The organism is Streptomyces sp. NPDC092370, from assembly GCF_044755265.1.
Lineage (GTDB): Bacteria > Actinomycetota > Actinomycetes > Streptomycetales > Streptomycetaceae > Streptomyces.
In genome coordinates this window covers 56064-77991 of record NZ_JBIVQO010000020.1, presented here as the reverse complement: position 1 = coordinate 77991, position 21928 = coordinate 56064, and the positions used below count along the sequence as shown (strand labels likewise).

Here is a 21928-nt window from a genome sequence, read left to right as displayed (position 1 = left end):
CGCCTGCCCGCTAGGGTTCGGTCCGACATGTTGCACCACCCTGGAGGGACAGATGACCACGCCGCTGCCTCGGCCGAAGCGTAAGAAGAAGGGCGTAGGCGGCGGTAGCGGCACGCTGCGGGCCGACCGAGAGAAGGCCGGCCTCACGGGTAGCCAGGACATCCACGCCCTTCCTCCCGAGGACGGCGAGCTCCTGGAGCTCGATCCGGAGACCATCTCACCCAACCCGATGAACATGCGGCTTGAGCTGCGCAACATGGACTCGCTGATCGCGGACGTGCGGGAGCACGGCGTTCACACGCCGGGCATCGTCATGCACACCAAGGTCTTCATGGAGTGCTACCCGCAGTGGGCATCCAGGGTGAAGCATCCCGAGCGGCAATTCATCCTCGGCCCCGGCCACCGGCGGCACGCCGCTGCGCTCGCCGCCGGGCGCGTCATGCCTGCAGTTCTGCGCGATGACCTTGCCCGGGACCGCCGCGTCGAGGAAGAGCTGGTTTCTGAGAACAACAGCCGCGACGGGCTGTCCCCGATCGAGCAGGCCCTGGCGATCGACCTACTGAGGCAGCGTGTTCACGAGGACGAAGACCGGACCCTCAGCTTCGACGAGGTCGTGGAGCGCGCCGGGTACACCGCTGGGACAGTGTCGAAGTACCTCGCGCTGCTCAAGCTCCCCCAGGAGGTCCAGCAGGCGATCCATGTCGGCGACCTGTCGATGCGGGCTGGCTACTCGCTCTCCCTCCTCAAGGACGCCAACGGCTCGAAGGAGTCGGAGGAGGCCCACGCCCTGCAACTGCGTGGATGGGGGCTGATGCGAGACGAGAACCTGTCCGTGGAGGCGGCGAAGAACAGGCTCGCTCTGGAGGGCCAGAAGCAGTTTCACGCGGGAAAGTCGCCCGCTGTGCCTGTGTCCCTTCCGGAGCCACGCGAGGAGAACAGCGTCCAGGCCGGGGAGGTTCAGGCTGCTGCCAGCGAGTCGACGGAGCCGGTGACGTCCTCGGGCGGGAGCGGCGAGGCGCCGCAGGGCCAGGAATCCACGCCGGCCGCCGTCGCGGTCATCGAGACCACGGAGACCTCCGAGCCCACTTCCCTGGAGCCTGCGGCCGTCGATCCCGAGGTTCTTAGGAAGGCCGCGGCAGAGCAGCGGGATCTGGCGTGCCGACTGCTGCTCGCTGAGGACCGGTACGCGAAGAGCGCGGAGTCGAGCGCCCGTCTCGTCACCGTGGTGCTCAACCCGAACGAGTGGAAGCAGGCTGCGGCCAAGGCCCACGGGTGGCTGGTGGAGCTCAAGAAGGGGCCGTCCAGCAAGAAGCGTCCCAACGAATACTTCGCCGCTGTCGCCGCGTCCGAGGACCCCAGCCTGATGCACCGCGTTGCGTTCGCCATCGGCTTGGCGGCCGACGAAGTGCGCGCCGCTCAGCTGGACCGGGACTGGGACGCTCGCGACGTCGCGCACGTTCAGTTCCTCGCTACCAGCCGCGCTTCGTACCAGCTCAGCGAGTGGGAGCAGCAGCAGGTTGAGCGACTTTCCCGCGTGAAACAGTGACCGCGCGCCCACGACAGGACGGCAGAGCTTCCACGGAGACCAGATGACCAGCACACTCGCGAAGACCAGGGCGCAGAACGTCGCGCGCGCCTACAAGGTGTTCATCTTCGCTCTCAAGGCCGGCGGTACGGCCAAGACCTCCACCACCACGGCTCTCGCCGTGCAGTTGGGCCTGCGGGGCTACCGGGTCCTTGTCATCGACTTGGACCCGCAGTGCAACGCCACCCGGGTGCTGGGTCGCCGCGTGTTCAAACCGGGGCAGAAGAGCCTCACCGACGTGATGGCCGACAAGGCGCAGCTCAAGGACATCATCGTCCAGGCCCGGTACCGCATCGATCCGGACGGCGACGACGACGACTCCTTCACGGAGATCCCGAACGTCTGGATCGCTCCCGGCGACCTTGACCACCCGGACATCGACGACGCTGAGCGGATCCTCAACGCTGAGGACGGGAACGTCTTCTGGCTCAAGGACGGCTTGGACGACCTGGCGGAAGAGTTCGACTTCGACGTCGTCCTCATTGACCCGCCGGCCACGTACGGCCGTCTGACGGTCACGGCCCTCGTACTCCTGGACGAAGAGACCGAGGGCGCGGTGATCCCGCCAGTTCTGTGCACCTACAAGGAGGCCGACGCGCTGGTCCGGCTGGAGAAGAAGCTCAAGGAGATCAGCGAGCGCCGTATGTACCAGCGACGCGGCATCCGGCCACAGATGAAGTACGTGATGGCCTGCGCCGCCCCCACGGCTTCCTTCGGGACCGAGGAGCACTGGGAGACGTTCAACGAGCTCAAGGAGGAGTACGGCGACATACTGCTTCCTCCGGTGCACTGGTCGGGTGTCGCCACGAAGATCTACCGCAACGAATGCGCGGTGCCGATCCTGGCGCCGAACTCCCGGCCGTCGCAGGACTACGCGAAGGTCGCAACGGCACTGGGCTTCCCCCAGCGCTGACTTTCACGCGTGAAAGTGGCCCGAACGGCCCCCTGAAACGCAAGAAGGCCCGGCTCCCCGCAATCGGCGAGGAAGCCGGGCCTTCGGCCTGTCAGGTCTCGATCTCGTACATGGTCAAGGCGGTCATGCGCTCGCCCCCGTGACGGCGGCGTCCAGGAGCGCCACGGCGTCGGCCTCGTACGGGTCGGCGAACAGCTGGTGGTCGCTGACGTCGAACGGCGCGTACCGCACGGAGACCCGGCACCCGGACACGGCGGTGGTCTCCCGCCTCTCCAGGGCGGCGGTGAGCCGGTCGTAGTCCTGCTGGGCGTGCCGGGTCTGGGTGTACGGGCCGAGACGCAGCAGGGTGTAGCCGTCGCGGCTGTCGTCGCGTTTGCGGGCTTCGACGTAGAGGGCGTAGTGCGCGGGGTCCATGCCGACGTCGTCGGGCAGGGGCAGTCCCGTGGCGGCGTGGGTGAGCATCGCGTAGCCCGGCTGCCAGACGCCGAGGATCGCGGTCGTCTCGCAGCTCAGCCAGCCGCGGTCGGTGTAGCCGAGCTGGCGGCCGTGGAGGTAGGCCGCGGCGTGCGGGGTGTCGGGGTGGACCAGGGCCACGGCGATCATCTCGGGGCCGTGGTCGTCGCCGGGTCGAGGATGGGCGCGCTCGATGAACGGGCCGATCCGTACGGCGATGTCCCGGCCGCTGCCGGGCGTCCAGGGCTGCGGGTCGCGTACGGCGGCGAGCATCGCGCGGAACTGGTCGACGACGGCCTGGTCCTCGGGGGTCAGGGTGCCGGGGGCGTGGCCGCAGCGGCGGAAACGACGGATCATCGGGCGGTCTCCTGTTCGGTGCGGGCGCCGGCGGGCGTCTTGAGGACGCGCGGCAGATGGACGTGCAGGTGCTCAACTACGACCTCGCGGCCGCGGGCGCGGAGTTCGCGGGCCAGGAGTTCGGTGAGTCCGGATGCCCTGTGCCTACCTCCCGCACAACCGAGGGCAATGCGGCTGGGGCCGGCGGGCAAGTCCGCGTAGTCGGCGAGGTTGGCAAGCAGCTCGCGGGCGCCCGGGGTGTTCAGGACGACGTCCTGGACGCGGGGGCTGAGGCCGTCCAGGTCGAGGATGTCGCAGGCAGCGGCCGGGTCGCGGAGCCGGTCACGGACGTCTTCGATCCGGTCGGCGGCGGGCGGGACAGGGGAGCCGTCCGGGCTGGTGGGCAGGTGCAGGTAGCCGAACGAGATCAGACGGATCGGGTGCAAGGGAGCCTCCTGCTCGAGGATGAAGGGCGGGAACATGCGGAGCGCCGCGCCCGGCCGGGAAGGGCGGGGCGCGGCGCTCCGGGGTGGTGCTACTGGGTGGTGGTGTCGGTGACCACGAGGAACTGGTCGGTGCGCAGGTCCATGACGACCTGAGCGTTGGTGCCCTGGGCCCGCTGGTTGGCTGCGTACTCTTCGGCCGGCCAGGAGCCGCGGGGTCCTCCGGCAGGGAACCGCTCCAGGACGGTCCGGGCCTGTTCGGGGGCGGTGGCCATCAGGCGTCACCACCGTTCACGCGCTCGTGGATGTCGATGAGGGTGGCGATGGCGTCGGGGTTGTCCGCCTCGCCGACCCACTGCCCGAGCGCGGTGAAGACGGGCACCTTCTCGCGGTCGGCGTCGAAGATGACGCAGTAGTCGCCGTAGCGGTCGAACACCATGTCCCGCAACACGGGGATGAGTCCGGTGTCCAGGACCTCCAGGGCATCGACGGTGAGCCGGGCGGGCTTACCGGGCGCCGGCGGCTGGACCAGGGTGCCGGTGACGCGCAGCAGGTCGCCGGGCTGTATGCCGTTCAGCAGCTCGTGGGTGATCCGGGGGTCTCCGCTGGAGCAGGTGACGACCGTGTCGGGGGCGTCGTCGGGGAGCGCGTCGATGTCGTCGGGTCGGACGATCAGGTCGAAGGTGGCGGTGCCGCGCGGGCCGGGGGCGGGTATCGCGTCGACCCAGCCGTCGACGGCGCAGTGCTTGGTGTCCATCAGCTGGCCTCCGCCAGGGTCTCGGTGGGGCGAGGGGCGCGGGGTCGGGTGGTGCGCTGGGCGATGTCCAGCAGCTCGCGGTTGCGCCGCTGCTGGGCGGGCGTGAGCGGGCGGGCCTTCGGGCCGTGGCGGTGCCAGAGCGGGGAGGCGGGCGGCTCGGGGTAGGCGAGGGCGTGGTCGACGTCGCGGTCGGTGCTGCTCATGGGGTCCTCCAGGTGGAGGTCAGGAGTGGTCGCCTTGGCCCTTGGACTTGGACTTGGGCTTCGGCGTGAGGTCGGAGGCGAACCGCCCGAGGCGGGCCTCAACGGGGTTGGCGGTGATCCAGTCCTCCGCGCATGCCTTGTGTACGGGCTCGCCGGAGTGGGAGCGCATGGGCGTGGGCTGGCCGCACAGCGTGCAGGGGAGGTCCTGCCAGCGGTCGAAGTGCCGGCCGTCGCGCCAGACGAGAAGTTCACCGGGAGCCGGAATCAGGCCCGGCTCGAACGGCGGCTCCTTCTTCGTGCGACCCGGGCGGGTCACGGCCGGAAGGCGGGCAGCTGCTGGAACACGCGGGCCAGCAGCTCCTCGGTCGGCTTCCAGGGCACGACCTGCCCGCGTGCGGGGACCGGCAGCGGCAGCTCCTGGACGTCGTCAAGGACCAGGTGCCAGGCGCCTGGGTGCGCCCACTCCGAGCAGAGCGGCGCACCGTCGGGGTCCTGGTGGCAGTCGGTGATCCGGGCGATGCCGATCACCGCGCCCCTCACCAGCTCGCGACCGCGGATGGTGCGGCCGATCAGCGGATTGCGCAGGGCGGGCTGGTCGATGGTCTTGCTCGTGTGCAGCAGCACCCAGCCGGTCCGCCACCGGCCGGGCCGGTTCTCGACGGTTTTGGCACCGGCGAGGATGCACGCCGCGTACGGCTGCCTGATGCTGATGCCGCGGATCCAGTCGCCCTCGGGCAGAGTCACGATGCTCATGCGGCTCGCCCCCACATGGCCGTGCCCGGCCTGCCCGCGCGGCGCCCGTTGACGGACGGCGTGGCGGCGTGCGCGGCGGTCGCCAGGACCGCACGGCCGCAGTGCTTCCCGTCGTAAAGAGCAGCGTCTGCCGCCCTCTGCAGGCGCGGCAGGTCGCGTGAGCCGATCACGTCCGGGGTCGCGGCGCCGACCGAGGCGGCGACGTCGACGGTGCGGCCGTCGTCCAGAGTGACCGGCGTGTGCAGCATCCGGACCAGCTGTTCCAGGCGCTGCTCCCGGCGTTCGGAGGGCAGCTCCAGGACCACGGCGAACTCATCGCCCCCGAGGCGGCCGACCGCTGCGCGCGGGCCTGCCCAGGCCGTGAGCCGGGCCGCGATCGACGCGAGGACGGTGTCGCCCGCCGCGTGTCCGAGGCCGTCGTTGATCTCCTTGAACCTGTCGGCGTCGACCATGACTGCGGTCGTCTCGTCGCCGTGGCGGGCCAGGAGCCGACGGGCGCGGGCGGTGTAGGCGTCGCGGCGCAGCAGGCCGGTCAGCGGGTCGCGCTTGGTGGCGGCGAGCTTGCGGTGTAGCGCCAGCGCGTGCACGGTCCAGCCGGTCAGCGGCAGGGCGGCGGTGGTGATCAGTAGGGTGCGCGAGCCGATCCGGCCCTGCGTACGCAGAACGGAGTCCATACTGAGGATCTCCCTCTCGTCTCGTACGGGTTGGGTGGGCCCGGGACAGCCGTCGAAGCCGCCAAGCACGTGCGGCTGTCCCGGGGCGGAGCTACATCTCGAAGGGTTTGGAGTTGAGCCAGCTGTAGGGGCTCCTCCAGGGGCCGGCCTTCGCGGCGGGCCAGTCGAGCTCCCAGCCGGGCCGGTATCCGCAGGCCGACCAGCCGTCCGGGCCTCCGTGGGGGATCTCGCGTCCGGCCTCCGCCGCGGCGCGGGCCGCGTCGTAGACCTCATGCGCGGCCTTCACGGCGGCGGCGCGGCTGTCAGCCCAGCCGGTGAAGACGTGCACGCCTTCCAGGCCGGGCGTCTCGGTGCTCCGTATGGGGACGTCGACCTCGTAGTACGGGGGCTGGGTCATGACGTCCACTCCTCTCGTGATCGCGGTGGTTGAGGGACCACCGCGACCGCCCCGGCCCCGGCGGTAAGCCAGGGGCCGGGGCGGCACGGAGGTCCGTCAGCTGCGGATCGCTTCGAGGGCCTGCGTTTCGAGGTCAGCGCGGCCGTCGGGGTCGTCGTCCTGGTCGTCGCCGTTGTTCGGGCCGTGGACGGTGCAGACGATGTCCTCGTCGTCGTCCAGGTCGCCGTTCAGCGCCCGGAAGAGGCAGGTGACGCTGTAGGCGGGCACCCAGGCACGGCCGGTGCACTCGTCGTCGTGCGGGCACGGCACCATCACGTCGAACCCGTAGTCGCCCTCACCGTCGACGTCGGTGCGCAGGGCGAGGGTGAGGTACTGCTGACCGAGGCGGATCTCCGCGACGCGGTCGCCGCCGGCGACGTTCGAGCCGGGCTTCCACTGCCACAGCGGCAGGATCTCCTCACCGAACACCCGGGAGACGAGGTTCAGGTCACCGAGGCCGTCACCGCCGTCCAGCCCGAGGTCGGCCTGCCGGGCCTCGCTCAGGCGCTCCAGGAACGGCAGCAGCCGGTAGAGGCTGTCGGAGAAGACGACCTCGAGGAAGCCCTCCGCCTTGAGAGTCCGGTGCGAAGCGACCATGTCCTGGCGCTGCTTGATGACCGTGGCCTCCGGGACGGTGCGGTTGGCCGGCCTCGGGCCCTGCCGCTCGATGCAGACGCTGCCGGGGGTGGCGACCATGACCGCGATGGGCAGCATGTCGTGCCGCTTGGCGGCGGCGACCAGCGGCTCCCTGGAGGACCTGGTGACGTTGGTCGCGTCGACGACCGTAAACAGCCGGCGGCGCATCCTCGCCTCCAGGAGCAGGTGCAGGGCGGCGACGGCATCGCCGGTCGCGTCCTGGTGGCCCGCGTCATCGCTGACGACCTCGCGCAGCGCGTCCAGGGACAGGACCTGAGAGGCAGGCCAGGTGCGCGCGATCGTGGACTTCCCAGCGCCGGACGGGCCGATGAGGACCACCAGGCTGTGCTCGGGCATCTCCGGGTAGATCAGCTCGGTCATGCAGATACTCCTTGGGAGTGAGGGGTGCCGGGCACCTTGGATGGGGTGCTGCCCGGTGTGATGGGTGAGCAGGGCGGCGGCTTCGCGCAGCGCCGTCAGCGGACGATCATGTGGGCGGGGTGGCCGTTCTTCATGTGGTCCACGCACTGCGGGCAGTCCTCGCGCGGACGGAGCCCGGCGTGGGCCTCTCGGCTGGCGTACGCGTGGTACCAGCACTGCGTGCACTGCCCCCGGGGCGGGTTCGTCGCCTTGGTGTTCGGCATCTCAGCTGGCTCCTTGCGGGTGAAGGGCGCGGGCAGCCCAGATGAGCCGCATTCCGGCGTTGTCGGTGATCAGGGCGGCGGCCTCGTGCAGCGGGCAGGAAGCGTCACCGTCACGGTCGGGCTCGATCTGCTCGGCACGGCGCGCAGCGGCGGTGAGCAGCTGCGCGACACAGGCCATGAAGCCGCCAGGCGGGTCGGTGTCCTCGATGAGCTCGCGCAGGATCGCGGCGAGCTCCTCCTGGTCGACGTCGTCGGCGGCGAGGTCGTCCTCGATCTGCTGGAGGGCGAGCGAGGCGATCCCGACCGAGGCGCGTACGCGTTCCAGTCGCGACCGGGTCACCGGGTGGTGGCCTTGGTCGTGGCGATGAGCGCGGCCACGGTCTCCCAGCCGTGGTGCCAGGAGTTGTCGAGGTGGAAGGCACCGTTCATTCCGTGCGAGGCCAGCTTGTAGAAGTTGGTCTTGCCGGTCTTGTCGGCGAGCTTCTCCAGAACCCCGTGGCCCGGCACCCTGCGGTCCGCGATGTAGTGCGTGCCGAAGGACAGCGCGAGCGCGGCCGCGGCTGCTCCGGGGTGGACCCGGATGCCCAGCGCGCGGGCCCCGAGCCCGGCGACGATCGCCTGCGTGGCCGTGTACGTCAGGCAGTGCTCAAGGCACGCCTTACGGCCGTCGGCCGTGCCGTGGGTCGACTTCTCCTTCGTGACCGGGTCCTCGTAGGTGACCGGGGCGTCGTCGGAGGCACCCTTCACGCGGGCGCAGAAGTCGTTCTGCACCCAGAAGTCGCCGACCGCGCTGGCGGCACGGGTCAGTCCGAGCAGGGCGGCGAATACGGCGGGACGATGCATGCTGGAGTTCTCCTGATCTCGATGAGGGTGAGGGAGCGGGGTGGCCGGCCCTTTGCCGATGCGCGGCCACCCGGCGTTCCCGACCCCGGCCACACCGGCCGGGGTCGGGTCGTTCAGAACAGGGGTTCGTCCGGCCAGGCCGGGACGGGCAGGAGCCGGATGCGCAGCTCGGGCCGGTTCGCCCAGCAGCTGCACGCCTCCATCTCCGGGTTCGCGCCGCCGACCCACCAGCCGCCCGCGCCCAGGCAGTCGGGGCAGGAGCGGCGGGGTTGGGGCTTCAGCTCGATGCGGTGCCGGTCGGCGTAGAACTTGAGGTGGCTGGCCCTTAGCGCGGCGGCGGTGACCGGGACGACGGCGGCGAGTAGCAGGACGGCGCGCAGACCGCGGGTGGTCACTTGAGCGGGATGGCGCGGCAGGTGGCGGCGTGGTTGTTGGCTTCCGGCCGGATGCAGAACAGGAAGTCCTCCTCGGGCCGGTTGGAGGAGTCTCCGCAACCGTGGCAGTCCCAGCGGTTCTTGTCGGAGTGCTCGCCGGGGCCGGTGACGTCCACGTACGAGCCGCCGACAGTGATGAACCTAATCTGCAGGTTCTTGGGGCGGTCCGGCTCGGTGAAGGCGGCGAGGGGGGCAGTGCTCATGGGCTGGTGTCTCCTCGGATCAGGCGGCCAGCAGGTGCTTGGCCGGGGGAGCGATGTAGGAGGCGGGGTCGGCGGGCGTGCCGTCGTAGCACTCCAAGCAGGACCCCAGAGTTTTCAGCGGGAGGCAGTGGAAGTAGCGCCGGCCACAGGGGCCGGGACATGTCTGGCGAGCAGCCATCGCCCTGTCGAGCGCGGCTTCCTTCGCAAGCGTCATCGGGAGCTTCGGCTTCGCCAGGTCGATCCGGTACAGCCACGCGAAGCGCCGGCCGCCGCGGCATTCGATCCGGGCGACGGGCTCCTGGCCGCCGGGGCGCAGTCCCATCTCCCGCAGCTGGCGGCGGGTCGCGAGGTTCGCGCGCCCGGCCTGCTTCCACCGGAAGACCGGTAAGGAGCCGTCGCCGGGGTCGTACGGGTCGACGTCGACCAGGTCCTGGTCCTGGTCGGCCATCACCTGCTCCAGGTGCCCGGGAGCCGGTCGGGGCGCTGCGGGTAGCGGGGGCCGGGGCGCTGCGGGCGGGGACGGCCGATCCGGCGGCGCGGGCGGGGGATGAGCACGAGCGGTTCCTCCTGATGTCGGTGGACAACAAGCACTGCGCCCGCCGGGTGTTCGTCGGCGGGCGCAGTGCGAGGCGGCCGGTCGGCCTGTCCAGCCCTCGCCCACCCGCATCGGGGTGGGCGAGGACCAGGCGGAGCGACCGGAGGTCAGTCCCGGAAGGGGCAGCTGCTGTGCGGGTGCTGTTCGGCGGGCGCGGCCGGAACCGGGACCGGTACGTGGATCTCGGGCCGGACGGTGACCTTGGCCGGGCGCCCGATGACGCGGCGGCGCAGGGTCAGGCCGCGCATCGCGAACGCGGACAGCAGCGTCCAAGCGAGGACGGCGAGGCCAGCCGCGACGGGGCGGCTGGTGGCCGGGGTGGCCGTCCAGACCATGAACACGGTGGCCGCGCCGTGTCCGGCCCACATCCCGCGCACCCCGTTGTTGCGGGTGAGGTAGCCGAGGACCAGGCCGGTGATGCCGGTGAGCAGCCACAGCGTGTAGACGGTGGAGGCCGCGACCGGGAGGCCGGCGGAGTGCTGCGCGATGTACGTGCGCACCGGCTGGTCGACGACGGCGGCCACGCCGTTGGAGGTGTCGACGCCAACCTGCACCTTGGGCACGGCGGTGAGGATCTGGTGCAGGGCCTGGAGGACCACTTCGCCTGCGGCCTGGGCCATCAGCACAACGAAGGACACCCCGGCGACCATGAGGACGGCGCGCAGCCAGGGCGCCATGTGGCGCAGGCCGTCATCGGGTGCGCTGAGGACGTCGTCCCACATCTCGTACAGGACGCCGTCGACGTCCCAGGCGCGGTTCCACCAATCACGCACCGCGGCGCGGGCCTTGGCGAAGCGTGCCGTCCTCTTGGGCTGCGGGACGTGGACGGGCAGGTAGTCGAGCGCCTGGCCGTTGGCGGAGGTGTTGTCGTAGGACTGCACGGGGCAACTCCCTTTTGTCGATGCATGGTCACGGAGCGTGCGAGTGGGCCAGGCTGGGAGCCACAGGCCCGGAAGAGAGGGGGCGGCTGCGATGGGGTGGTTCACCCGCGATGAGCCGGAAGAGATCGTTTTCGACGAGGTCATCGACACGGACGACACGATCTGGCCCGCATTCACCGATGACGACGGTGTGCTGTGGATCGACGTGGACTACGACGTCGAAGTGACCATCAACCGGGCGATCGTCGACGGGCAGATCCGCGAAGCCGAGGTCGATGAACACGGCCGCATCTGGATCGACTACGACGACTGACCGCGAGGCCGGACGGCCTGTCCCGCACCCGAACCCGCGCGAAGGCGGGAGCCGGATACGAGGCAGGACGCCCGGAGTTCAGCGGACGTCGTTGCGGGTGCGGGAGAACATCCCGCGCTGGTGGCTGGTGTTGTTGATCTGCGTGTTCTGCACGACCGAGCCCTCGTAGACCGTCTTCGACACCGACTTGCGGGCCTTGCTGAACGCGCCGCCGATCGCGGTGGCGACCATGGCGACGCCCGCGAACGGCAGGGTGACCATGAGGACGCCGTAGAGCGTGACGGAGGCCAGGCCCTGGAGGACCAGCCAGGCCCCGCAGCCCACGCCGGTGATGCCGGCCCCGACGCCGATGGAGGCGACGGCGATCCCGGCCGCCCAGGCCGGGACGATCCGCTTGTCGTCCTGATGGACCGGCGGGGCGTCGCCGTACGGGGGCAGCGGGGTGTCGTCGCGGAACGACGTCGGGATGTGCCGCACGGGCGGCATCTCGGGCTGGAAGGACCGGGCGATGATCCGCTCGGCTTCTGCCTTGGCTTCGTCGTCGGTGAGCGGGCGGGTGATGTTCTCGAAGTCCACGGTGAGCTCCGTTTCAGGGCAGACGCGGGGCGCCCTCCCCGCCGTGGTGGCGGGGAGGGCGCAGGGGGCGGGGAGCGGGCGGGGCTACTGCTGGGCGGCGGCGTCCTCGAGGGCGCCCGGCGTCGGGTACTGCAGCGGCCGGCGAGTCTCGGAGCGGACCACCAGGCCGTTGCGGCGGCCGGTGCGCAGCAGCTCGTTGACCAGGGCGCGGGCCTCGGGGCTGGCCGCGAGGACGTCGGCGGCGTCGTCGACCACCAGGACCAGGGGGCGGTTCATCGTCGTCTCCTTCTCGTTCGGTGGGTCGGGATCGGAATGGTCAGAAGCTGCTGATCCAACCGGTGATGGAGGACACGGCGCTGGTGATCGTGGGGGCGATGCCGGTGCTGGCGAGGAAGAAGCCGAACAGGCAGACGGCGATGCCCGGCATGATCCGCTGGTATCCGGTGCGCACCAGGATGACGACGATGATGCCGAGCAGGAGGACCAGGGAGATCGAAAGGGCCACGGGTATCGGTTCCTTCGGTGAGTGGCTGGTGGGTGCGGGTCAGTTGTCGGTGAGCTGCCACAGGCCCCGCTTGCGCGAGATGGCCAGGCCCTTCGCCTTGAGCTGGGTGCAGGCGTTGCTGACGCTGGAGGGCTCGAAGCCGGGCAGTGCGGCGCGCAGCTCCTTGAGCTGCTTGGGTCCGTCGGCGAGCAGTTCGAGGATCTGGTCCTGGAGGCCGGGCTCCTCCCCGATGTCGGGGCCGCTGTCGCCGAACGGGATGCCGAACGGCGCTTCGAACGGGGCGGGTGCCTCGCCGCTGTCGCCGTCGGTGTCGGCAGCCGGGGCCGGGGGGCCGGCCGTCGGCTTGCTGCCGGGGGCATCGGAGAACGCCTGGGCGAGGGTGTCGCAGTCGGCGTACGGGTTGGTGTGCCGCACGCCGTAGATCGCGGCCCCGGCCTGCGCGGCCTTGGCCTCGCCCTCGGTCAGCCCGGTGGGCGGGTCCTCGCCGTACAGGGCGATCAGGTCGGGATAGACACCGTCGACCTTCTCCGCGAAGAAGGTGCGCATGAACTTCGCCCGCCCGTCGAGGAACATGTAAGCCATGCCCGCCGTGGACTCGCCGTCCTCGTCGTCCTTGCCGGAGAACAGGGCCTCGATCTGCCCGTTCTCGTAGATCCGGGCGGGGATGTTCTCCATCTGGAAACCGGCCGGGGCGATGCCGTCCAGGCCCATCTCCTTGGTGGAGGAGGAGGCGGTGCGCATGAGGAACAGCGCGCCGACCTTGCCCTGCTGGCGGATCGCGTCGTCGTCGCCGAGGTCCTTGAGGTGCAGGGACTGCACGGCGAGCCGGATGCCGATGCCGACCTTGCGGCCGGTCTTCTGGATGTCGGCGATGAGGTAGGCGGTCGCCTTGCGCATCGCTTCGTCCGGGTGGGACAGCAGCCGGTTGATCTCGTCCAGCGTGATGTTGATGAGCGGCCACGGCTTGTTGAGGGCGAAGTCGCCGCGGCCCATCTCGTTGGAGATCCGCTCGCGGTACTTCATGACCGCGTGCGCGGCCGTGAGCATCAGGAGCGTCTCCACCGGGCCCTTGGCGAACCAGTCGACCCGGCCTTCCGCCTCCGGGAGGGACATGCCGCCCTGGACGTCTCCGACCCAGGAGACGACGCCGGAGCGCTTCTCCGCAGCGAGGATCAGGTTCTGCAGGACGGACTTGCCCGCGCCGGTGACGCCGGCGGTGATGCCGCGCAGCGCGCCCTGCCCGGGATCCCACAGCCGCATCCGGGCGGGCTTGCCGTCGTGGCAGACGCCGATGGTGACGCGGCCCTTGGAGTCCATCGTCAGGTCTTCGACGGTGGCCTTGCGGACCTTCATCAGCGGGTTCGTCTTGTAGACGGAGATGACGCCCTGCCGGATGCCGTCGGTCTCGATGACCAGGCGGGAGGGGTCGTCGATGCCGAACGCGGAGCAGATCGCCGTGTGCGGCAGGTGGATCTCCTTGCCCGGCGGGGAGGCGACCAGCAGCACGATGCGGTGCGGCTCGGACCGCCAGTCGATCAGGTCGACGCCGGGGGCTGCTTTGCCCGGGGCGGCAACGGCGGTCTCCCACAGTCCGCGCAGCCCTTCGGCGGTGGCCTCGGTGTCCTCGGTGGTGGGGCGGGCGACCAGCCGCATCCGGCCGGGCCCGGAGCCCTGGATCGGGCGAATCTTGACGGTGCCGACCGGGAAGTCGAACGCGGCGGCCAGCTGCACCTCGGTGAAGGTGGGCACCGCCTTCCCGGCCTGGGCGACGACGACGGCCTCGAAGTCGGGCCGGTCGGCGCGGAACGGGGTGATGGAGACCAGCCGGGTGCCGTCGCCGGTGGCCTGCTGCCACTTCGCGGCGAGGAACTCGGTGTAGGTCAGCGGCTCACCGGGACCGGCGCCGTGCTGCTCCTGGTGCTCGGTGAGTTCCAGGACCAGACCGGCGCTGCGGGTGAGCGGCGCCATCCAGCCCATCAGGGACGCCCACGCGGCCGGGGCAACGACCTCCCACCAGTTGAAGCCGGGGGTGATCAGGTTCGCCACGTAGGTGCCGGCGGCCGTCAGGAACGGGATCGCCCGCTGCGCCCGCGTGAGGGCGCTCAGGCCCTGGTCGGGGTCCTTGGTCTTCGCGTACAGCCAGGCGAGCGTGCCCAGTCCGACGCCGCCGGAGGCGAGGTAGGACCAGGCGCTGTCGTCCAGCTGCGGGCCGACGGCCATCCCGGCCGCCGCGAGGGCGTAGGAGGTGCGTTCGGCCAGGACGCGCCGGTAGATGACGTGGCCCGGGACGCTCTTGGTGGTGTCGGCGGCCGGCGCCGCCTGGTCGATGGTGCTCAACACAGCCTCCATTCGAGGGCAGGGGGCAGCAGGGGCCGGGCCCCGGCGTGCGGGCCCGGCCCCTGCTGCTGCGGGGGTGGGGGTGGGTCAGCTGCGGCGGCCGGTGCGCCGGTAGAAGCCGGGCCTGGCCTGGCGCACTCCGGAGCCGTTGGAGGCTTCGTAGCCGGGGCGGTACTCCCGGTCGTGCGCGTTGTTGAAGCCGCGGGCGTCGGTGTCGACGGCGTCGGCGGCGTTCACCATCTCCCCGGACGCCTCCGCGACCCCGGTGAGGGCGGTGGAGGTGTCCTCGATCATCGAGGTGAACCGCGGCTCGACTTCGGCCTGGCCGCACATCTCCGACAGGCGCATGGCCGCGTTGGCGTTGGCCTGCATGTGGGAGCGGAGCAGGTGCATGCCCTCCTTGAGGAAGAGGGCGGCGGCCGCGAGTTTGGCGGTCCGGCCGGACAGGGCGAGGAAGCCGTTGCCGTTGCCGGCACCGCCGGTGCTGGCGACGCCGTTGTTCATGCCCGGGATGGCGGGGAGGTTGTCGCTCACGTGATCTCCTCTCAGTTCTCGTTGTGGATGCGGGCGGCGGGCACGGCCAGGCCCGCGTCCTCGGTGGCCTGCTGGAGGGGCCGGTAGGCGTCGAACATCGCGTTCTCCGCGCTCTCGGAGAGCTCCGCCGCCGTCAGGGACTTGGTGGCCATCTCGTCGGCCTTGCGGGCCAGGAGCTCCATGGATTCCGCGAGCTTGGCCATCGCGGCGCCGGTCAGGCGGCCGATGACGTTGTGCGTGGAGCGCAGGTCGGCGGCGAGTTCGTCCAGCTCGTGCCGGATCTCCCGCGCCTTCGCGGAGAGCTTGCGGCAGGTCTCGTGCGCCTTGAACGACTGCTCGGTGAGTTCCTCCAGGACGTCGAGCGTGTCGTCGAGGGTGACCTCGGTCTCGTGCTGGGCGTCCATGTCCGCGACGCTGCCGCTGCCCCACTTCGTCAGCCAGGCGTCACTCACGCTGTTCTCCTTCGTGCTCGAGGTGCCGGCGGGAAGACCCGCGCCGGACGTCGCCGGGCCGGACCCGGGGGAGTCGGCCCGCTCGACCGTGATGGGACCAGCCGGAGCGGACACCGCCGTCACCATGCCCATCGCCTCGAACGGCGACAGGCGCGGCGTGCCGGTGTTGGTGCCGGGCACCGTGCCGCCGCCCGGCGGGGCCGGGGCGGTGGCGGCCCCCGCGACTGCGGCGGCCGGGGCCGGTGCAGCTGCAGGAGGACCGGGCGGGCCCGACGGCGGGGCCGGTGTGGTCGTGCCGGTCGTCGGTGCCGGGCGGGGCCCGGGGACCGGGACCGTGGTGGTGCGCATCCGGGCACGCTTGCGGGCCCGTGCCTTGGCCGTGGACCAGGGCGTGCGGCGAGTCGGCGCCTTCGCGGCCGGACCGGTCGGCGCCTTCACGGCGGGACCGGCGGGCTTGGTGCTGCCGGGCTTGGTGGTTTTGGTCTTCAGGCCGGTCTTCTTCTTCGGCTTCCTGACCTTGACCTTCGTGACGACCGGCGGGCCCATCTTCTTGCGGCGGCGCTTGAGGCGCTTCTCAGCGGTCTCGTGCACGGCCTCGCCGAAGGTGGTCCGCCCCCGGGCCGCGGACTTCATCGCCCCGAGGACCTTGCGGCTGTACTCCTTGCGGAAGCGCCGGCACTTGCGGCAGCGGCAGTCCTGCTTCACCGACGACGCGAACGTGCCGTGCGCGATGCCCGGCGTGAGCGGGATCTTCTTGCCCTTGCGGGACTTACCGCCCGGCGCCGTGGGCACCGAGGCCGGGCCGGTCCCGCCCTTGCCGGAGCGGGTCTTGCCCTTCTTCCCGCCACGCTTGCTGCCGGGCGCCGTGGTGCCCGCGCCGCTGCTGCCCTTGCCCTTCGGCTTGGTCTTCGGACCGGTGCCAGAGGTGGTGGTGCCGGGCTTCTTGCGCAGGATCCCGGACGGGCCGGTCGTGCCGCGCGGCGACTTCTTCGTGCCGCTCTTGGGGCCGGTCCCTGTTCCCTTGCCGGTGCCGGGGCCCTTCGAGCTGGTCGTGCCGGGCGTGGTCTTCCCGCCCGAACCCGTGCCCTTGCCGGGGCTCTTGGTGCCGGGGCCCGTCGTCTTGCCGGTCCCCGTCCCGGAGCCCGGTCCGCGCTTCTTGCCCGGACCGCCGGACGAACCACCATCCCCGGACCCGGTGCTGCCGGGCCCGCGCTTACGGTTCGTGCTCGTACCGCCGCCGGAAGAGCCGGACCCGCCGCCGCTGCCGGGGCCGCGGTTCTTCCTGCCGCCCCCGCCGCCGCTGTTGCCCGGGCCCTTGCCGCCTCCCGAACCGCCCGAACCGCCGGACGATCCGGGGCCGCGGTTCTTCTTGAGGCCGTGGCCGCCGCCCTGCGAGTTCCGCTTGAGCGGGGTGATCCCGGAGCCGTTCTTGGGCGAGGTAGTGCGGCCTCCGCCGCCGCCCGAGCCGGAGCCCGGACCACGTCCGCGCCCACCACCGGAACCGCTGGGTGACCTGGTCGTCGACCCGCCGCGCCCCCGGCCTCCCGAGCCGCTGTACGACCCGCTGCCGCCCCGCCCGGACCTACCCGGACCCGAGCCGCCGGAGCGGCCTCCCAGGCCGCCAGGACCACGCTGGAGCATCTTGCGGCCGTACTCGTGGCTGGGCTGCACCTGCTTCTTCGAACCGCCCCCGGAGGAGCCGTCCTTGGCGGTGCTCGCCGTCTTCGCGACCGCCTCGCGCTGCTCCCGGTTCGCCCGGCCCGCCGCGACGGCGGAATGGATGCCGCGCATGGCCGCCAGGGACACCGCGAGGATCGCCGCCAGGGACAGCGATCCCAGGCGCGGCGCGGCGGGCTGCACGGCCTCCGAGCGGAAGGTCGCCGGGACCATCGCGCCCGCCGTCGCGGGCGCGACGGCGGGGGCTGCGGCGGGCTCCGAGTCGGCGGTGAACGGGGCCCCGAGACCGGGCTCGGGCAGGGTCGCGATGACGCCCATCGGGTCGGTTCGCGTCGCTGGTGCAAACGCTTCGGGCGTGGCCGGGAAGGCGTCTGCGGGGGCGGCGAACGGCACGTCAGCGGGGGCCGGGGCGGGGGTCTCCGCAGGGGGTTCAGCAGGGGCGGTGTAACCCACACGCGGGAAGTGGATCAGGTTGTTCGGGCCGTCGTCGTCGGCCATGACGTCTCCCTCTCGGAGTTGACAGACGGTCACCGCCTGGGGCACCCTCGCGCGCGCACGACACGCGCGCGCCTTGGGGTGCTCCAGGCGGCGAGGAGGAAGCGGTGATGAAGAAGAACTTCGTCACCCTCCGTTGTTCTTGTAGAAGTCGTGCAGCGCCTTGGTGAGCGCGGGCCACAGGTTCGGCTTGCCGTCGCGTTCGGCCTGGCGGGCCAGGGTCCGGCACGCGTCGTACCAGACCCCGGCCCGCTCCTGGTCGCTCTGGGCTTCGGCAACCCGCGCGTTCCAGAACCGCGAGCGGTTTTGCACCTGCCGAGGTGTTGTCACTGCCCTTCTCCCTTCGCGAAGTAGTCGTTGATCGTGCTGGTCGGCCGCTCACCACCGGCCGCCATCGGCCACTGGTTCCAGGGGTTGTCCGGGGTCACGAACTCCGCCGACCGCGCCTGCGGGACCACGCCCGGCACCTGCTCGGTGGGGGTGTTGAGCGCGGTCACCGTCTTGTCCAGGGACTTGGCGACGGCCGCTCCCAGGGCGGCCTGCCTGCCCTGCTTGCGCTCCAGCTTCCGGGCCTCCGCCGCCGCCCTGCGTTGCGGGAGCTCCAGGACCTCGTTCTTGTAGGTCGCGTACAGGGCCTCCGCCTTGCTCGCGGCCTCGCCGGACGCCTTCTGCATGGCCTTGAGCTGCCGCGACACCTTCCAGGCGCGGAGCTTCTTGGACATCCAGCGGTCGCCCTCGATCGGCGTCTGCTCCAGGCGCCGGCGCACGATGTCCGCGATCTGCCCGTACTGCTGGGCGTCACGAACATGCTGGTCGCGGACCGTGGCGGTGAAGGCCCGCAGGCCCTCGTCGGTGAACAGTGCGTTGATATCCATGACCTGGGGTTTCTCCTTCTCAGGGCGGGGGCGATCTGGCAGGGTTTGGGGCGGCGTTTCGGCGCCTTCACCGCGCTCCCGAGGCGCTGACTTCGTCTCGGGAGCCGGTGGAACCGTCGAAACAGCGGTTCGTGCAGGTCACTGCTCCGGGCGGTAGCCGCCAGCGAGCAGCGCGACGGCCTCCTGGCGGTACTTGGAGGCGGTGTCCGTGGACGACACGTCGAACTCGCGCTGGACGTCGGCGATCGAGATCCGCTCGCACAGCTCGTGCTGGATGTCGTCGTACGCCAGTCCGTCGGGCACGAGGCCGGCCGCGAGCGCCATGCGGGCGACCCGGCGGACCGCGCGCTCGCGCCGGGTCAGCTTGGCCTCATCCTCGATTTCGGCAGCGCGCTGCTCGATTTCGGCAGCGGCGAGCCGAGCTTGGGCGGCGCGGTACTCCGTTTCGGCTTCACGCTCTCGGGCGGCCTGCGTGTTGGCCCGAGCGGTGGCCGCGCGCTCCTCTTCCTCCGCCTTCAGCCGGTCGGCTTCGGCGGCGCGGCGGGCAGCTTCGGCAGCGGCCTCCTTTTCTTCGGCAGCAGCCCGATCGGCTTCGGCTGCACGCTTGCGGGCCTCCGCGATCTTGGCCGTCTCGATCGCCCGGTCCTCCGCCGCGGCGACCTTGTCAGCCTCCGCCGCTTCCTTCCGCTTAAGGGCTGCCTGGCGCTCCAGCTCGGCTGCGCGGGCGTCGGCGGCTGCCTTCGCCTCGCGCTCCTGTGCCTCCTTGCGTCGCGCCTCAGCCTCGCGGGCGCGGGCCTCAGCAACCAGCGCCGTCTCCATCGCCTTCTCCTCCAGCTCAGCGGCCCGTTCAGCAGCGCTGGCCTGGGCGCGGGCGTGGGCGCGGGCCTGGGCCGTCTGGCCTTCCACCCGGGCGCGGACGGTCTCCAGCTCGCCATCGGCCTCCAGCCGGTCGGCCTCAGCCTTCTTCTGCGCGAGCTCCCGCCGCGTCTCCGCGTCCAGGCGCCGGCGCTCGGCTTCCTCCGCCCGCTTCTCCGCCTCGCGTTCCTGCCGCTCAGGCAGCGCGAGGGCCTCGGAGACGGTGTAGCCGTAGGCCGCCATCTTCATCGGCAGCTTCTCGTCGTCGGTCGCCTTGCTCAGGTCGCCCTTGTGCTTGCGCTTGAGCCACTGCTCGTAGGCGATGAGCTCCTGCTGACGGCGGATCATCTCCGGGTAGGAGGTGACCCCGTACAGCCGCATCCGGCGGTAGAACCGCGGGGTCTCCCACGGGGAGAGGATCCAGCGGTGCAGCGGGATCCGGTCGGCGGCCGTACCGGCTTCGAGCTGCGCTTTCTGGATGAACAGGCGCCGGGCGGCCTCCACACCGATCACGAACAGCACCGGCATCACGCCGTGTGAGGCGGCCTTGACCGGGTCTGCGCCGATCTCGCCCTGGGCGGAGGCGTTGAACCAGATCGTCGCGGCGGTCATCCCGTGCGCGCCCATCCGCAGCACCGGCCACGGGATGCCCTTGAGGATCAGGTACAGGTCCAGCGCGAGGAACGCCAGGATCGACGCGTCCACGCCGATGGGGAACCAGCGCGACAGGTCCTCGCCGAATCCCCAGCTCAGCGCCACGTTGGCGAGCGTCTGGTACGACGTCGCGAAGCCGATGCCGCCGACCAGCATGCCGGAGATGGCCGCGAAGTACGGCAGGGCCGCGGTGAAGCGGTCGCGCTTGGGCTTGATCGTCTTCCGCTTCTGCGTCTGCGAAACGCTCCAGGGCGCTTCCGAAATCTTCTCCGGTGCGCTCGAAGCGGCGACCGGTGGACGCGAAACGGGGGTGTCGGGTGCCGCATTCTGCGACGTCTCAGTGATCGTCATGAGGGCCTCCGGAAGGGCTCGTTCAGGGCGGGGGCGAAACAGCGGCCGGTGCTCCCGAAACGCGAGGCGCGCGTTCCCGAAACCGTGGTCCGCAGGGATGGTTGCTTGCGAAGCGGACACCGGCTCTACCCGCTCCGGGCACGCGAAAAGGCCGGCGGCCCGGGAGGCGGGCGGCCGGTCTGGGAGCGTGCTGCGGGGCGGGCTCGAAACTGCCGTCGGCTCCCGCCGGGCGGGAGCGAAGTCAGCTGGCGTGCCGCTCGACGCGGCCCTCCTTCACCCACTCCTCCGCGATGACGTGGAGGGTGGTACGCCAGCTGCCGCTGTGGTCCTCGGGCCCGATCGGCGGGATGTCACTGCCGAAGAGGAAGTCCGCGAGGCTGGCGGCGGTGGCTTCCGTACCGGGCTGGATAAGGGTCGTAGTGGCCATGGAGGCCTCCCTCGCATCAGATCGGTCCGGGCTGTCCGGCTCCCCGTCACCGCCCGTCCCAGCCATCGTGGTTCAGCGGTCGGTTGCGGGCGGATCAGGCAACCGCCAGAACGGATCAGGCAGCGTTGCGCTTGCGGGCGGCGCGGCGCTTCATGCGGCGGCGTTCGTCCTCATCGGTGCCGCCCCACACGCCCAGCTCGTTGCGCTCCAGGGCGCCCTCGAGGCAGCTCTCCATCAGCGGGCAGCGACGGCAGACGGCCTTGGCCTCCTCGATCTGGAGCAGTGCCGGGCCGGTGTTGCCGATGGGGAAGAACAGCTCCGGGTCCTCGCTGGCGCAGGCCGCGCGGGGCCGCTCGGGCGCGTCGGTGGCGACGGGCGCGTAGGCGTGGGTGCGTACGATGGCGATGGATGCTCGCTTCATTCGGGCCTCCCAGAAGGTCCAGTGCAAGAGACAGCCCCGGGGTGGCCGCCCCGGGGCTGTTACGTGTTGTGGCGGCCGGATGGCCGGAGCGGGGGATGAGCTCCCGGCGCTCTCCGCCGGCCCCGGCCGGGAAGGCGCGGGGACGACGGGCAGGGCCGGGGGGATCAGCGCTGCTGTTTCTGGCGTGCGGTGTAGGCGTCCTGGAGGCGGGCGAACCGATCGTGGATCGGCACCCCCTCCGCACACGGCGTCTCGCCCTGGCAGGCCGGGCAGGCGGCGGTGTGCTCGGTGGAGTCCTGGAACGCGCGCATGTAGCGGACGAACAGGTCGTCGGTCGGCCGGGCGCTCATCGGCGGTTGGCCTCCGACCGCTTGTTCTGCTCCCTGTTCTTCTGCGAGAGCGCCTCGCGTTCGGCGTCGGTGAGGCTGGTGATCACGCCACTACCTCCCAGTCGGTCGCCGCCGACGCGGTGTTGGGAACGAGGACCAGGGCGACGTCGACGCGGGCGGCGTCCTCGGGCTCGTAGCCCTTGGCGTCGTCCTCGCGCTCGATGTCGTCGATGATCCCGGCCCGCGGCTGGGCCGTGGTGCGTGTCATGCTGTGCTGCATCAGGTCCTCCGAGTCAGGTCCTGGACAGCCCGTCGGGCCGCAATCCCTAGGGCTGTCG

33 protein-coding genes are annotated in these 21928 nt (G+C 71.3%); 3 read left to right on the top strand and 30 right to left on the bottom strand.

The genetic code is table 11. The features are described from left to right. Positions 1-52: 52 nt before the first annotated feature. Both ACIQHQ_RS36575 and ACIQHQ_RS36570 read left to right on the top strand, forming a co-directional pair. On the top strand, positions 53-1546 hold the full coding sequence (locus tag ACIQHQ_RS36575) for a ParB/RepB/Spo0J family partition protein (RefSeq protein WP_402620887.1): 1494 nt from the start codon (positions 53-55) through the stop codon (positions 1544-1546). 43 nt (positions 1547-1589) lie between these two features. Then, positions 1590-2498, top strand: coding sequence for a ParA family protein (locus ACIQHQ_RS36570; protein ID WP_402620884.1), 909 nt, complete (start codon positions 1590-1592; stop codon positions 2496-2498). Positions 2499-2621: 123 nt separating this feature from the next. Here the strand turns inward: ACIQHQ_RS36570 and ACIQHQ_RS36565 are convergent, their stop codons facing one another. From ACIQHQ_RS36565 to ACIQHQ_RS36485, 17 genes are all read right to left on the bottom strand, one after another. Next, complete coding sequence (locus ACIQHQ_RS36565) at positions 2622-3308, bottom strand: hypothetical protein (protein ID WP_402620882.1); 687 nt, start codon at positions 3306-3308, stop codon at positions 2622-2624. Next, a complete protein-coding gene (locus ACIQHQ_RS36560) occupies positions 3305-3733 on the bottom strand; it encodes a hypothetical protein (RefSeq protein WP_402620880.1) in 429 nt (142 codons plus the stop codon). Before ACIQHQ_RS36560 ends, ACIQHQ_RS36565 begins: the two co-directional genes overlap by 4 nt. Positions 3734-3822: 89 nt before the next feature. Further along, positions 3823-4005, bottom strand: coding sequence for a hypothetical protein (locus ACIQHQ_RS36555; RefSeq protein WP_402620877.1), 183 nt, complete (start codon positions 4003-4005; stop codon positions 3823-3825). Continuing rightward, positions 4005-4487, bottom strand: coding sequence for a hypothetical protein (locus ACIQHQ_RS36550; RefSeq protein WP_402620874.1), 483 nt, complete (start codon positions 4485-4487; stop codon positions 4005-4007). The genes ACIQHQ_RS36555 and ACIQHQ_RS36550 overlap by 1 nt, the downstream gene beginning before the upstream one ends. Beyond that, positions 4487-4690, bottom strand: a complete 204-nt coding sequence (locus ACIQHQ_RS36545; protein ID WP_402620871.1) for a hypothetical protein — start codon at positions 4688-4690, stop codon at positions 4487-4489. The genes ACIQHQ_RS36550 and ACIQHQ_RS36545 overlap by 1 nt, the downstream gene beginning before the upstream one ends. 19 nt (positions 4691-4709) lie before the next feature. Further along, the gene (locus tag ACIQHQ_RS36540) at positions 4710-5006 is read right to left on the bottom strand and encodes a hypothetical protein (protein ID WP_402620868.1); all 297 of its coding nucleotides are present in this window, start codon (positions 5004-5006) and stop codon (positions 4710-4712) included. Next, on the bottom strand, positions 5003-5443 hold the full coding sequence (locus ACIQHQ_RS36535; RefSeq protein ID WP_402620866.1) for a hypothetical protein: 441 nt from the start codon (positions 5441-5443) through the stop codon (positions 5003-5005). Before ACIQHQ_RS36535 ends, ACIQHQ_RS36540 begins: the two co-directional genes overlap by 4 nt. After that, complete coding sequence (locus ACIQHQ_RS36530) at positions 5440-6117, bottom strand: GGDEF domain-containing protein (RefSeq protein WP_402620863.1); 678 nt, start codon at positions 6115-6117, stop codon at positions 5440-5442. Before ACIQHQ_RS36530 ends, ACIQHQ_RS36535 begins: the two co-directional genes overlap by 4 nt. A 91-nt stretch (positions 6118-6208) precedes the next feature. Continuing rightward, a complete protein-coding gene (locus ACIQHQ_RS36525) occupies positions 6209-6514 on the bottom strand; it encodes a hypothetical protein (protein ID WP_402620860.1) in 306 nt (101 codons plus the stop codon). 96 nt (positions 6515-6610) lie between these two features. Next, on the bottom strand, positions 6611-7570 hold the full coding sequence (locus tag ACIQHQ_RS36520; protein WP_402620857.1) for an AAA family ATPase: 960 nt from the start codon (positions 7568-7570) through the stop codon (positions 6611-6613). A gap of 95 nt (positions 7571-7665) precedes the next feature. Then, positions 7666-7833, bottom strand: coding sequence for a pRL2-8 (locus tag ACIQHQ_RS36515; RefSeq protein ID WP_402620854.1), 168 nt, complete (start codon positions 7831-7833; stop codon positions 7666-7668). A gap of 1 nt (position 7834) precedes the next feature. After that, on the bottom strand, positions 7835-8173 hold the full coding sequence (locus ACIQHQ_RS36510) for a hypothetical protein (protein ID WP_402620851.1): 339 nt from the start codon (positions 8171-8173) through the stop codon (positions 7835-7837). Beyond that, positions 8170-8676, bottom strand: coding sequence for a hypothetical protein (locus ACIQHQ_RS36505; protein ID WP_402620848.1), 507 nt, complete (start codon positions 8674-8676; stop codon positions 8170-8172). Before ACIQHQ_RS36505 ends, ACIQHQ_RS36510 begins: the two co-directional genes overlap by 4 nt. Positions 8677-8789: 113 nt before the next feature. After that, complete coding sequence (locus ACIQHQ_RS36500; RefSeq protein ID WP_402620846.1) at positions 8790-9071, bottom strand: hypothetical protein; 282 nt, start codon at positions 9069-9071, stop codon at positions 8790-8792. Continuing rightward, complete coding sequence (locus ACIQHQ_RS36495) at positions 9068-9313, bottom strand: hypothetical protein (RefSeq protein WP_402620843.1); 246 nt, start codon at positions 9311-9313, stop codon at positions 9068-9070. The genes ACIQHQ_RS36500 and ACIQHQ_RS36495 overlap by 4 nt, the downstream gene beginning before the upstream one ends. 19 nt (positions 9314-9332) lie before the next feature. After that, entirely contained in the window at positions 9333-9761 is a 429-nt protein-coding gene (locus tag ACIQHQ_RS36490; RefSeq protein ID WP_402620840.1) for an RRQRL motif-containing zinc-binding protein, read from the bottom strand. Positions 9762-10015: 254 nt separating this feature from the next. Further along, positions 10016-10789: a hypothetical protein gene (locus ACIQHQ_RS36485; protein ID WP_402620837.1), complete on the bottom strand. Its 774-nt coding sequence runs from the start codon at positions 10787-10789 to the stop codon at positions 10016-10018. Between the two features lie 91 nt (positions 10790-10880). On the opposite strand from ACIQHQ_RS36485, the gene ACIQHQ_RS36480 reads away from it, so the two are divergent. Beyond that, complete coding sequence (locus ACIQHQ_RS36480; RefSeq protein WP_402620835.1) at positions 10881-11102, top strand: hypothetical protein; 222 nt, start codon at positions 10881-10883, stop codon at positions 11100-11102. 78 nt (positions 11103-11180) lie between these two features. Here ACIQHQ_RS36480 and ACIQHQ_RS36475 read toward each other — a convergent pair whose 3' ends face one another. The 13 genes from ACIQHQ_RS36475 to ACIQHQ_RS36415 form a co-directional block, all read right to left on the bottom strand. Continuing rightward, positions 11181-11678, bottom strand: a complete 498-nt coding sequence (locus ACIQHQ_RS36475; protein WP_402620832.1) for a hypothetical protein — start codon at positions 11676-11678, stop codon at positions 11181-11183. Positions 11679-11762: 84 nt separating this feature from the next. Then, positions 11763-11954, bottom strand: coding sequence for a hypothetical protein (locus ACIQHQ_RS36470; RefSeq protein ID WP_402620829.1), 192 nt, complete (start codon positions 11952-11954; stop codon positions 11763-11765). A gap of 40 nt (positions 11955-11994) precedes the next feature. Continuing rightward, entirely contained in the window at positions 11995-12183 is a 189-nt protein-coding gene (locus tag ACIQHQ_RS36465) for a hypothetical protein (protein WP_402620826.1), read from the bottom strand. Positions 12184-12222: 39 nt separating this feature from the next. After that, the gene (locus ACIQHQ_RS36460) at positions 12223-14520 is read right to left on the bottom strand and encodes a hypothetical protein (protein WP_402620823.1); all 2298 of its coding nucleotides are present in this window, start codon (positions 14518-14520) and stop codon (positions 12223-12225) included. Between the two features lie 87 nt (positions 14521-14607). Beyond that, positions 14608-15054, bottom strand: a complete 447-nt coding sequence (locus ACIQHQ_RS36455) for a conjugal transfer protein TraB (protein ID WP_402620820.1) — start codon at positions 15052-15054, stop codon at positions 14608-14610. Positions 15055-15065: 11 nt separating this feature from the next. Beyond that, on the bottom strand, positions 15066-17681 hold the full coding sequence (locus ACIQHQ_RS36450; protein ID WP_402620818.1) for a hypothetical protein: 2616 nt from the start codon (positions 17679-17681) through the stop codon (positions 15066-15068). Positions 17682-17804: 123 nt separating this feature from the next. Then, on the bottom strand, positions 17805-18008 hold the full coding sequence (locus ACIQHQ_RS36445) for a hypothetical protein (RefSeq protein WP_388138295.1): 204 nt from the start codon (positions 18006-18008) through the stop codon (positions 17805-17807). Continuing rightward, positions 18005-18553, bottom strand: a complete 549-nt coding sequence (locus tag ACIQHQ_RS36440) for a hypothetical protein (RefSeq protein ID WP_402620814.1) — start codon at positions 18551-18553, stop codon at positions 18005-18007. The genes ACIQHQ_RS36445 and ACIQHQ_RS36440 overlap by 4 nt, the downstream gene beginning before the upstream one ends. A gap of 138 nt (positions 18554-18691) precedes the next feature. Further along, the gene (locus ACIQHQ_RS36435) at positions 18692-20533 is read right to left on the bottom strand and encodes a DUF2637 domain-containing protein (RefSeq protein ID WP_402620811.1); all 1842 of its coding nucleotides are present in this window, start codon (positions 20531-20533) and stop codon (positions 18692-18694) included. A 121-nt stretch (positions 20534-20654) separates the two neighbouring features. After that, positions 20655-20840, bottom strand: coding sequence for a hypothetical protein (locus tag ACIQHQ_RS36430; protein WP_391329457.1), 186 nt, complete (start codon positions 20838-20840; stop codon positions 20655-20657). 115 nt (positions 20841-20955) lie between these two features. Beyond that, positions 20956-21261 (bottom strand): WhiB family transcriptional regulator, encoded by a 306-nt coding sequence (locus ACIQHQ_RS36425; protein WP_402620808.1) that lies wholly within the window; start codon positions 21259-21261, stop codon positions 20956-20958. A gap of 164 nt (positions 21262-21425) precedes the next feature. After that, on the bottom strand, positions 21426-21611 hold the full coding sequence (locus ACIQHQ_RS36420; protein ID WP_402620805.1) for a hypothetical protein: 186 nt from the start codon (positions 21609-21611) through the stop codon (positions 21426-21428). 82 nt (positions 21612-21693) lie between these two features. Beyond that, positions 21694-21858: a hypothetical protein gene (locus tag ACIQHQ_RS36415; protein ID WP_402620802.1), complete on the bottom strand. Its 165-nt coding sequence runs from the start codon at positions 21856-21858 to the stop codon at positions 21694-21696. Between the last annotated feature and the right edge of the window lie 70 nt (positions 21859-21928).

Excerpts from the sequence above, each read along its gene's own strand:
- ACIQHQ_RS36480 (WP_402620835.1), top strand. The coding sequence starts at position 10,881 with ATGGGGTGGTTCACCCGCGATGAGCCGGAAGAGATCGTTTTCGACGAG.
- ACIQHQ_RS36430 (WP_391329457.1), bottom strand. The coding sequence starts at position 20,840 with ATGGCCACTACGACCCTTATCCAGCCCGGTACGGAAGCCACCGCCGCC.
- ACIQHQ_RS36545 (WP_402620871.1), bottom strand. The coding sequence starts at position 4,690 with ATGAGCAGCACCGACCGCGACGTCGACCACGCCCTCGCCTACCCCGAG.
- ACIQHQ_RS36415 (WP_402620802.1), bottom strand. The coding sequence starts at position 21,858 with ATGACACGCACCACGGCCCAGCCGCGGGCCGGGATCATCGACGACATC.
- ACIQHQ_RS36425 (WP_402620808.1), bottom strand. The coding sequence starts at position 21,261 with ATGAAGCGAGCATCCATCGCCATCGTACGCACCCACGCCTACGCGCCC.
- ACIQHQ_RS36505 (WP_402620848.1), bottom strand. The coding sequence starts at position 8,676 with ATGCATCGTCCCGCCGTATTCGCCGCCCTGCTCGGACTGACCCGTGCC.
- ACIQHQ_RS36520 (WP_402620857.1), bottom strand. The coding sequence starts at position 7,570 with ATGACCGAGCTGATCTACCCGGAGATGCCCGAGCACAGCCTGGTGGTC.
- ACIQHQ_RS36525 (WP_402620860.1), bottom strand. The coding sequence starts at position 6,514 with ATGACCCAGCCCCCGTACTACGAGGTCGACGTCCCCATACGGAGCACC.
- ACIQHQ_RS36450 (WP_402620818.1), bottom strand. The coding sequence starts at position 17,681 with ATGGCCGACGACGACGGCCCGAACAACCTGATCCACTTCCCGCGTGTG.
- ACIQHQ_RS36490 (WP_402620840.1), bottom strand. The coding sequence starts at position 9,761 with ATGGCCGACCAGGACCAGGACCTGGTCGACGTCGACCCGTACGACCCC.
- ACIQHQ_RS36555 (WP_402620877.1), bottom strand. The coding sequence starts at position 4,005 with ATGGCCACCGCCCCCGAACAGGCCCGGACCGTCCTGGAGCGGTTCCCT.
- ACIQHQ_RS36420 (WP_402620805.1), bottom strand. The coding sequence starts at position 21,611 with ATGAGCGCCCGGCCGACCGACGACCTGTTCGTCCGCTACATGCGCGCG.
- ACIQHQ_RS36530 (WP_402620863.1), bottom strand. The coding sequence starts at position 6,117 with ATGGACTCCGTTCTGCGTACGCAGGGCCGGATCGGCTCGCGCACCCTA.
- ACIQHQ_RS36565 (WP_402620882.1), bottom strand. The coding sequence starts at position 3,308 with ATGATCCGTCGTTTCCGCCGCTGCGGCCACGCCCCCGGCACCCTGACC.
- ACIQHQ_RS36470 (WP_402620829.1), bottom strand. The coding sequence starts at position 11,954 with ATGAACCGCCCCCTGGTCCTGGTGGTCGACGACGCCGCCGACGTCCTC.
- ACIQHQ_RS36575 (WP_402620887.1), top strand. The coding sequence starts at position 53 with ATGACCACGCCGCTGCCTCGGCCGAAGCGTAAGAAGAAGGGCGTAGGC.
- ACIQHQ_RS36550 (WP_402620874.1), bottom strand. The coding sequence starts at position 4,487 with ATGGACACCAAGCACTGCGCCGTCGACGGCTGGGTCGACGCGATACCC.
- ACIQHQ_RS36515 (WP_402620854.1), bottom strand. The coding sequence starts at position 7,833 with ATGCCGAACACCAAGGCGACGAACCCGCCCCGGGGGCAGTGCACGCAG.
- ACIQHQ_RS36495 (WP_402620843.1), bottom strand. The coding sequence starts at position 9,313 with ATGAGCACTGCCCCCCTCGCCGCCTTCACCGAGCCGGACCGCCCCAAG.
- ACIQHQ_RS36535 (WP_402620866.1), bottom strand. The coding sequence starts at position 5,443 with ATGAGCATCGTGACTCTGCCCGAGGGCGACTGGATCCGCGGCATCAGC.
- ACIQHQ_RS36440 (WP_402620814.1), bottom strand. The coding sequence starts at position 18,553 with ATGGATATCAACGCACTGTTCACCGACGAGGGCCTGCGGGCCTTCACC.
- ACIQHQ_RS36570 (WP_402620884.1), top strand. The coding sequence starts at position 1,590 with ATGACCAGCACACTCGCGAAGACCAGGGCGCAGAACGTCGCGCGCGCC.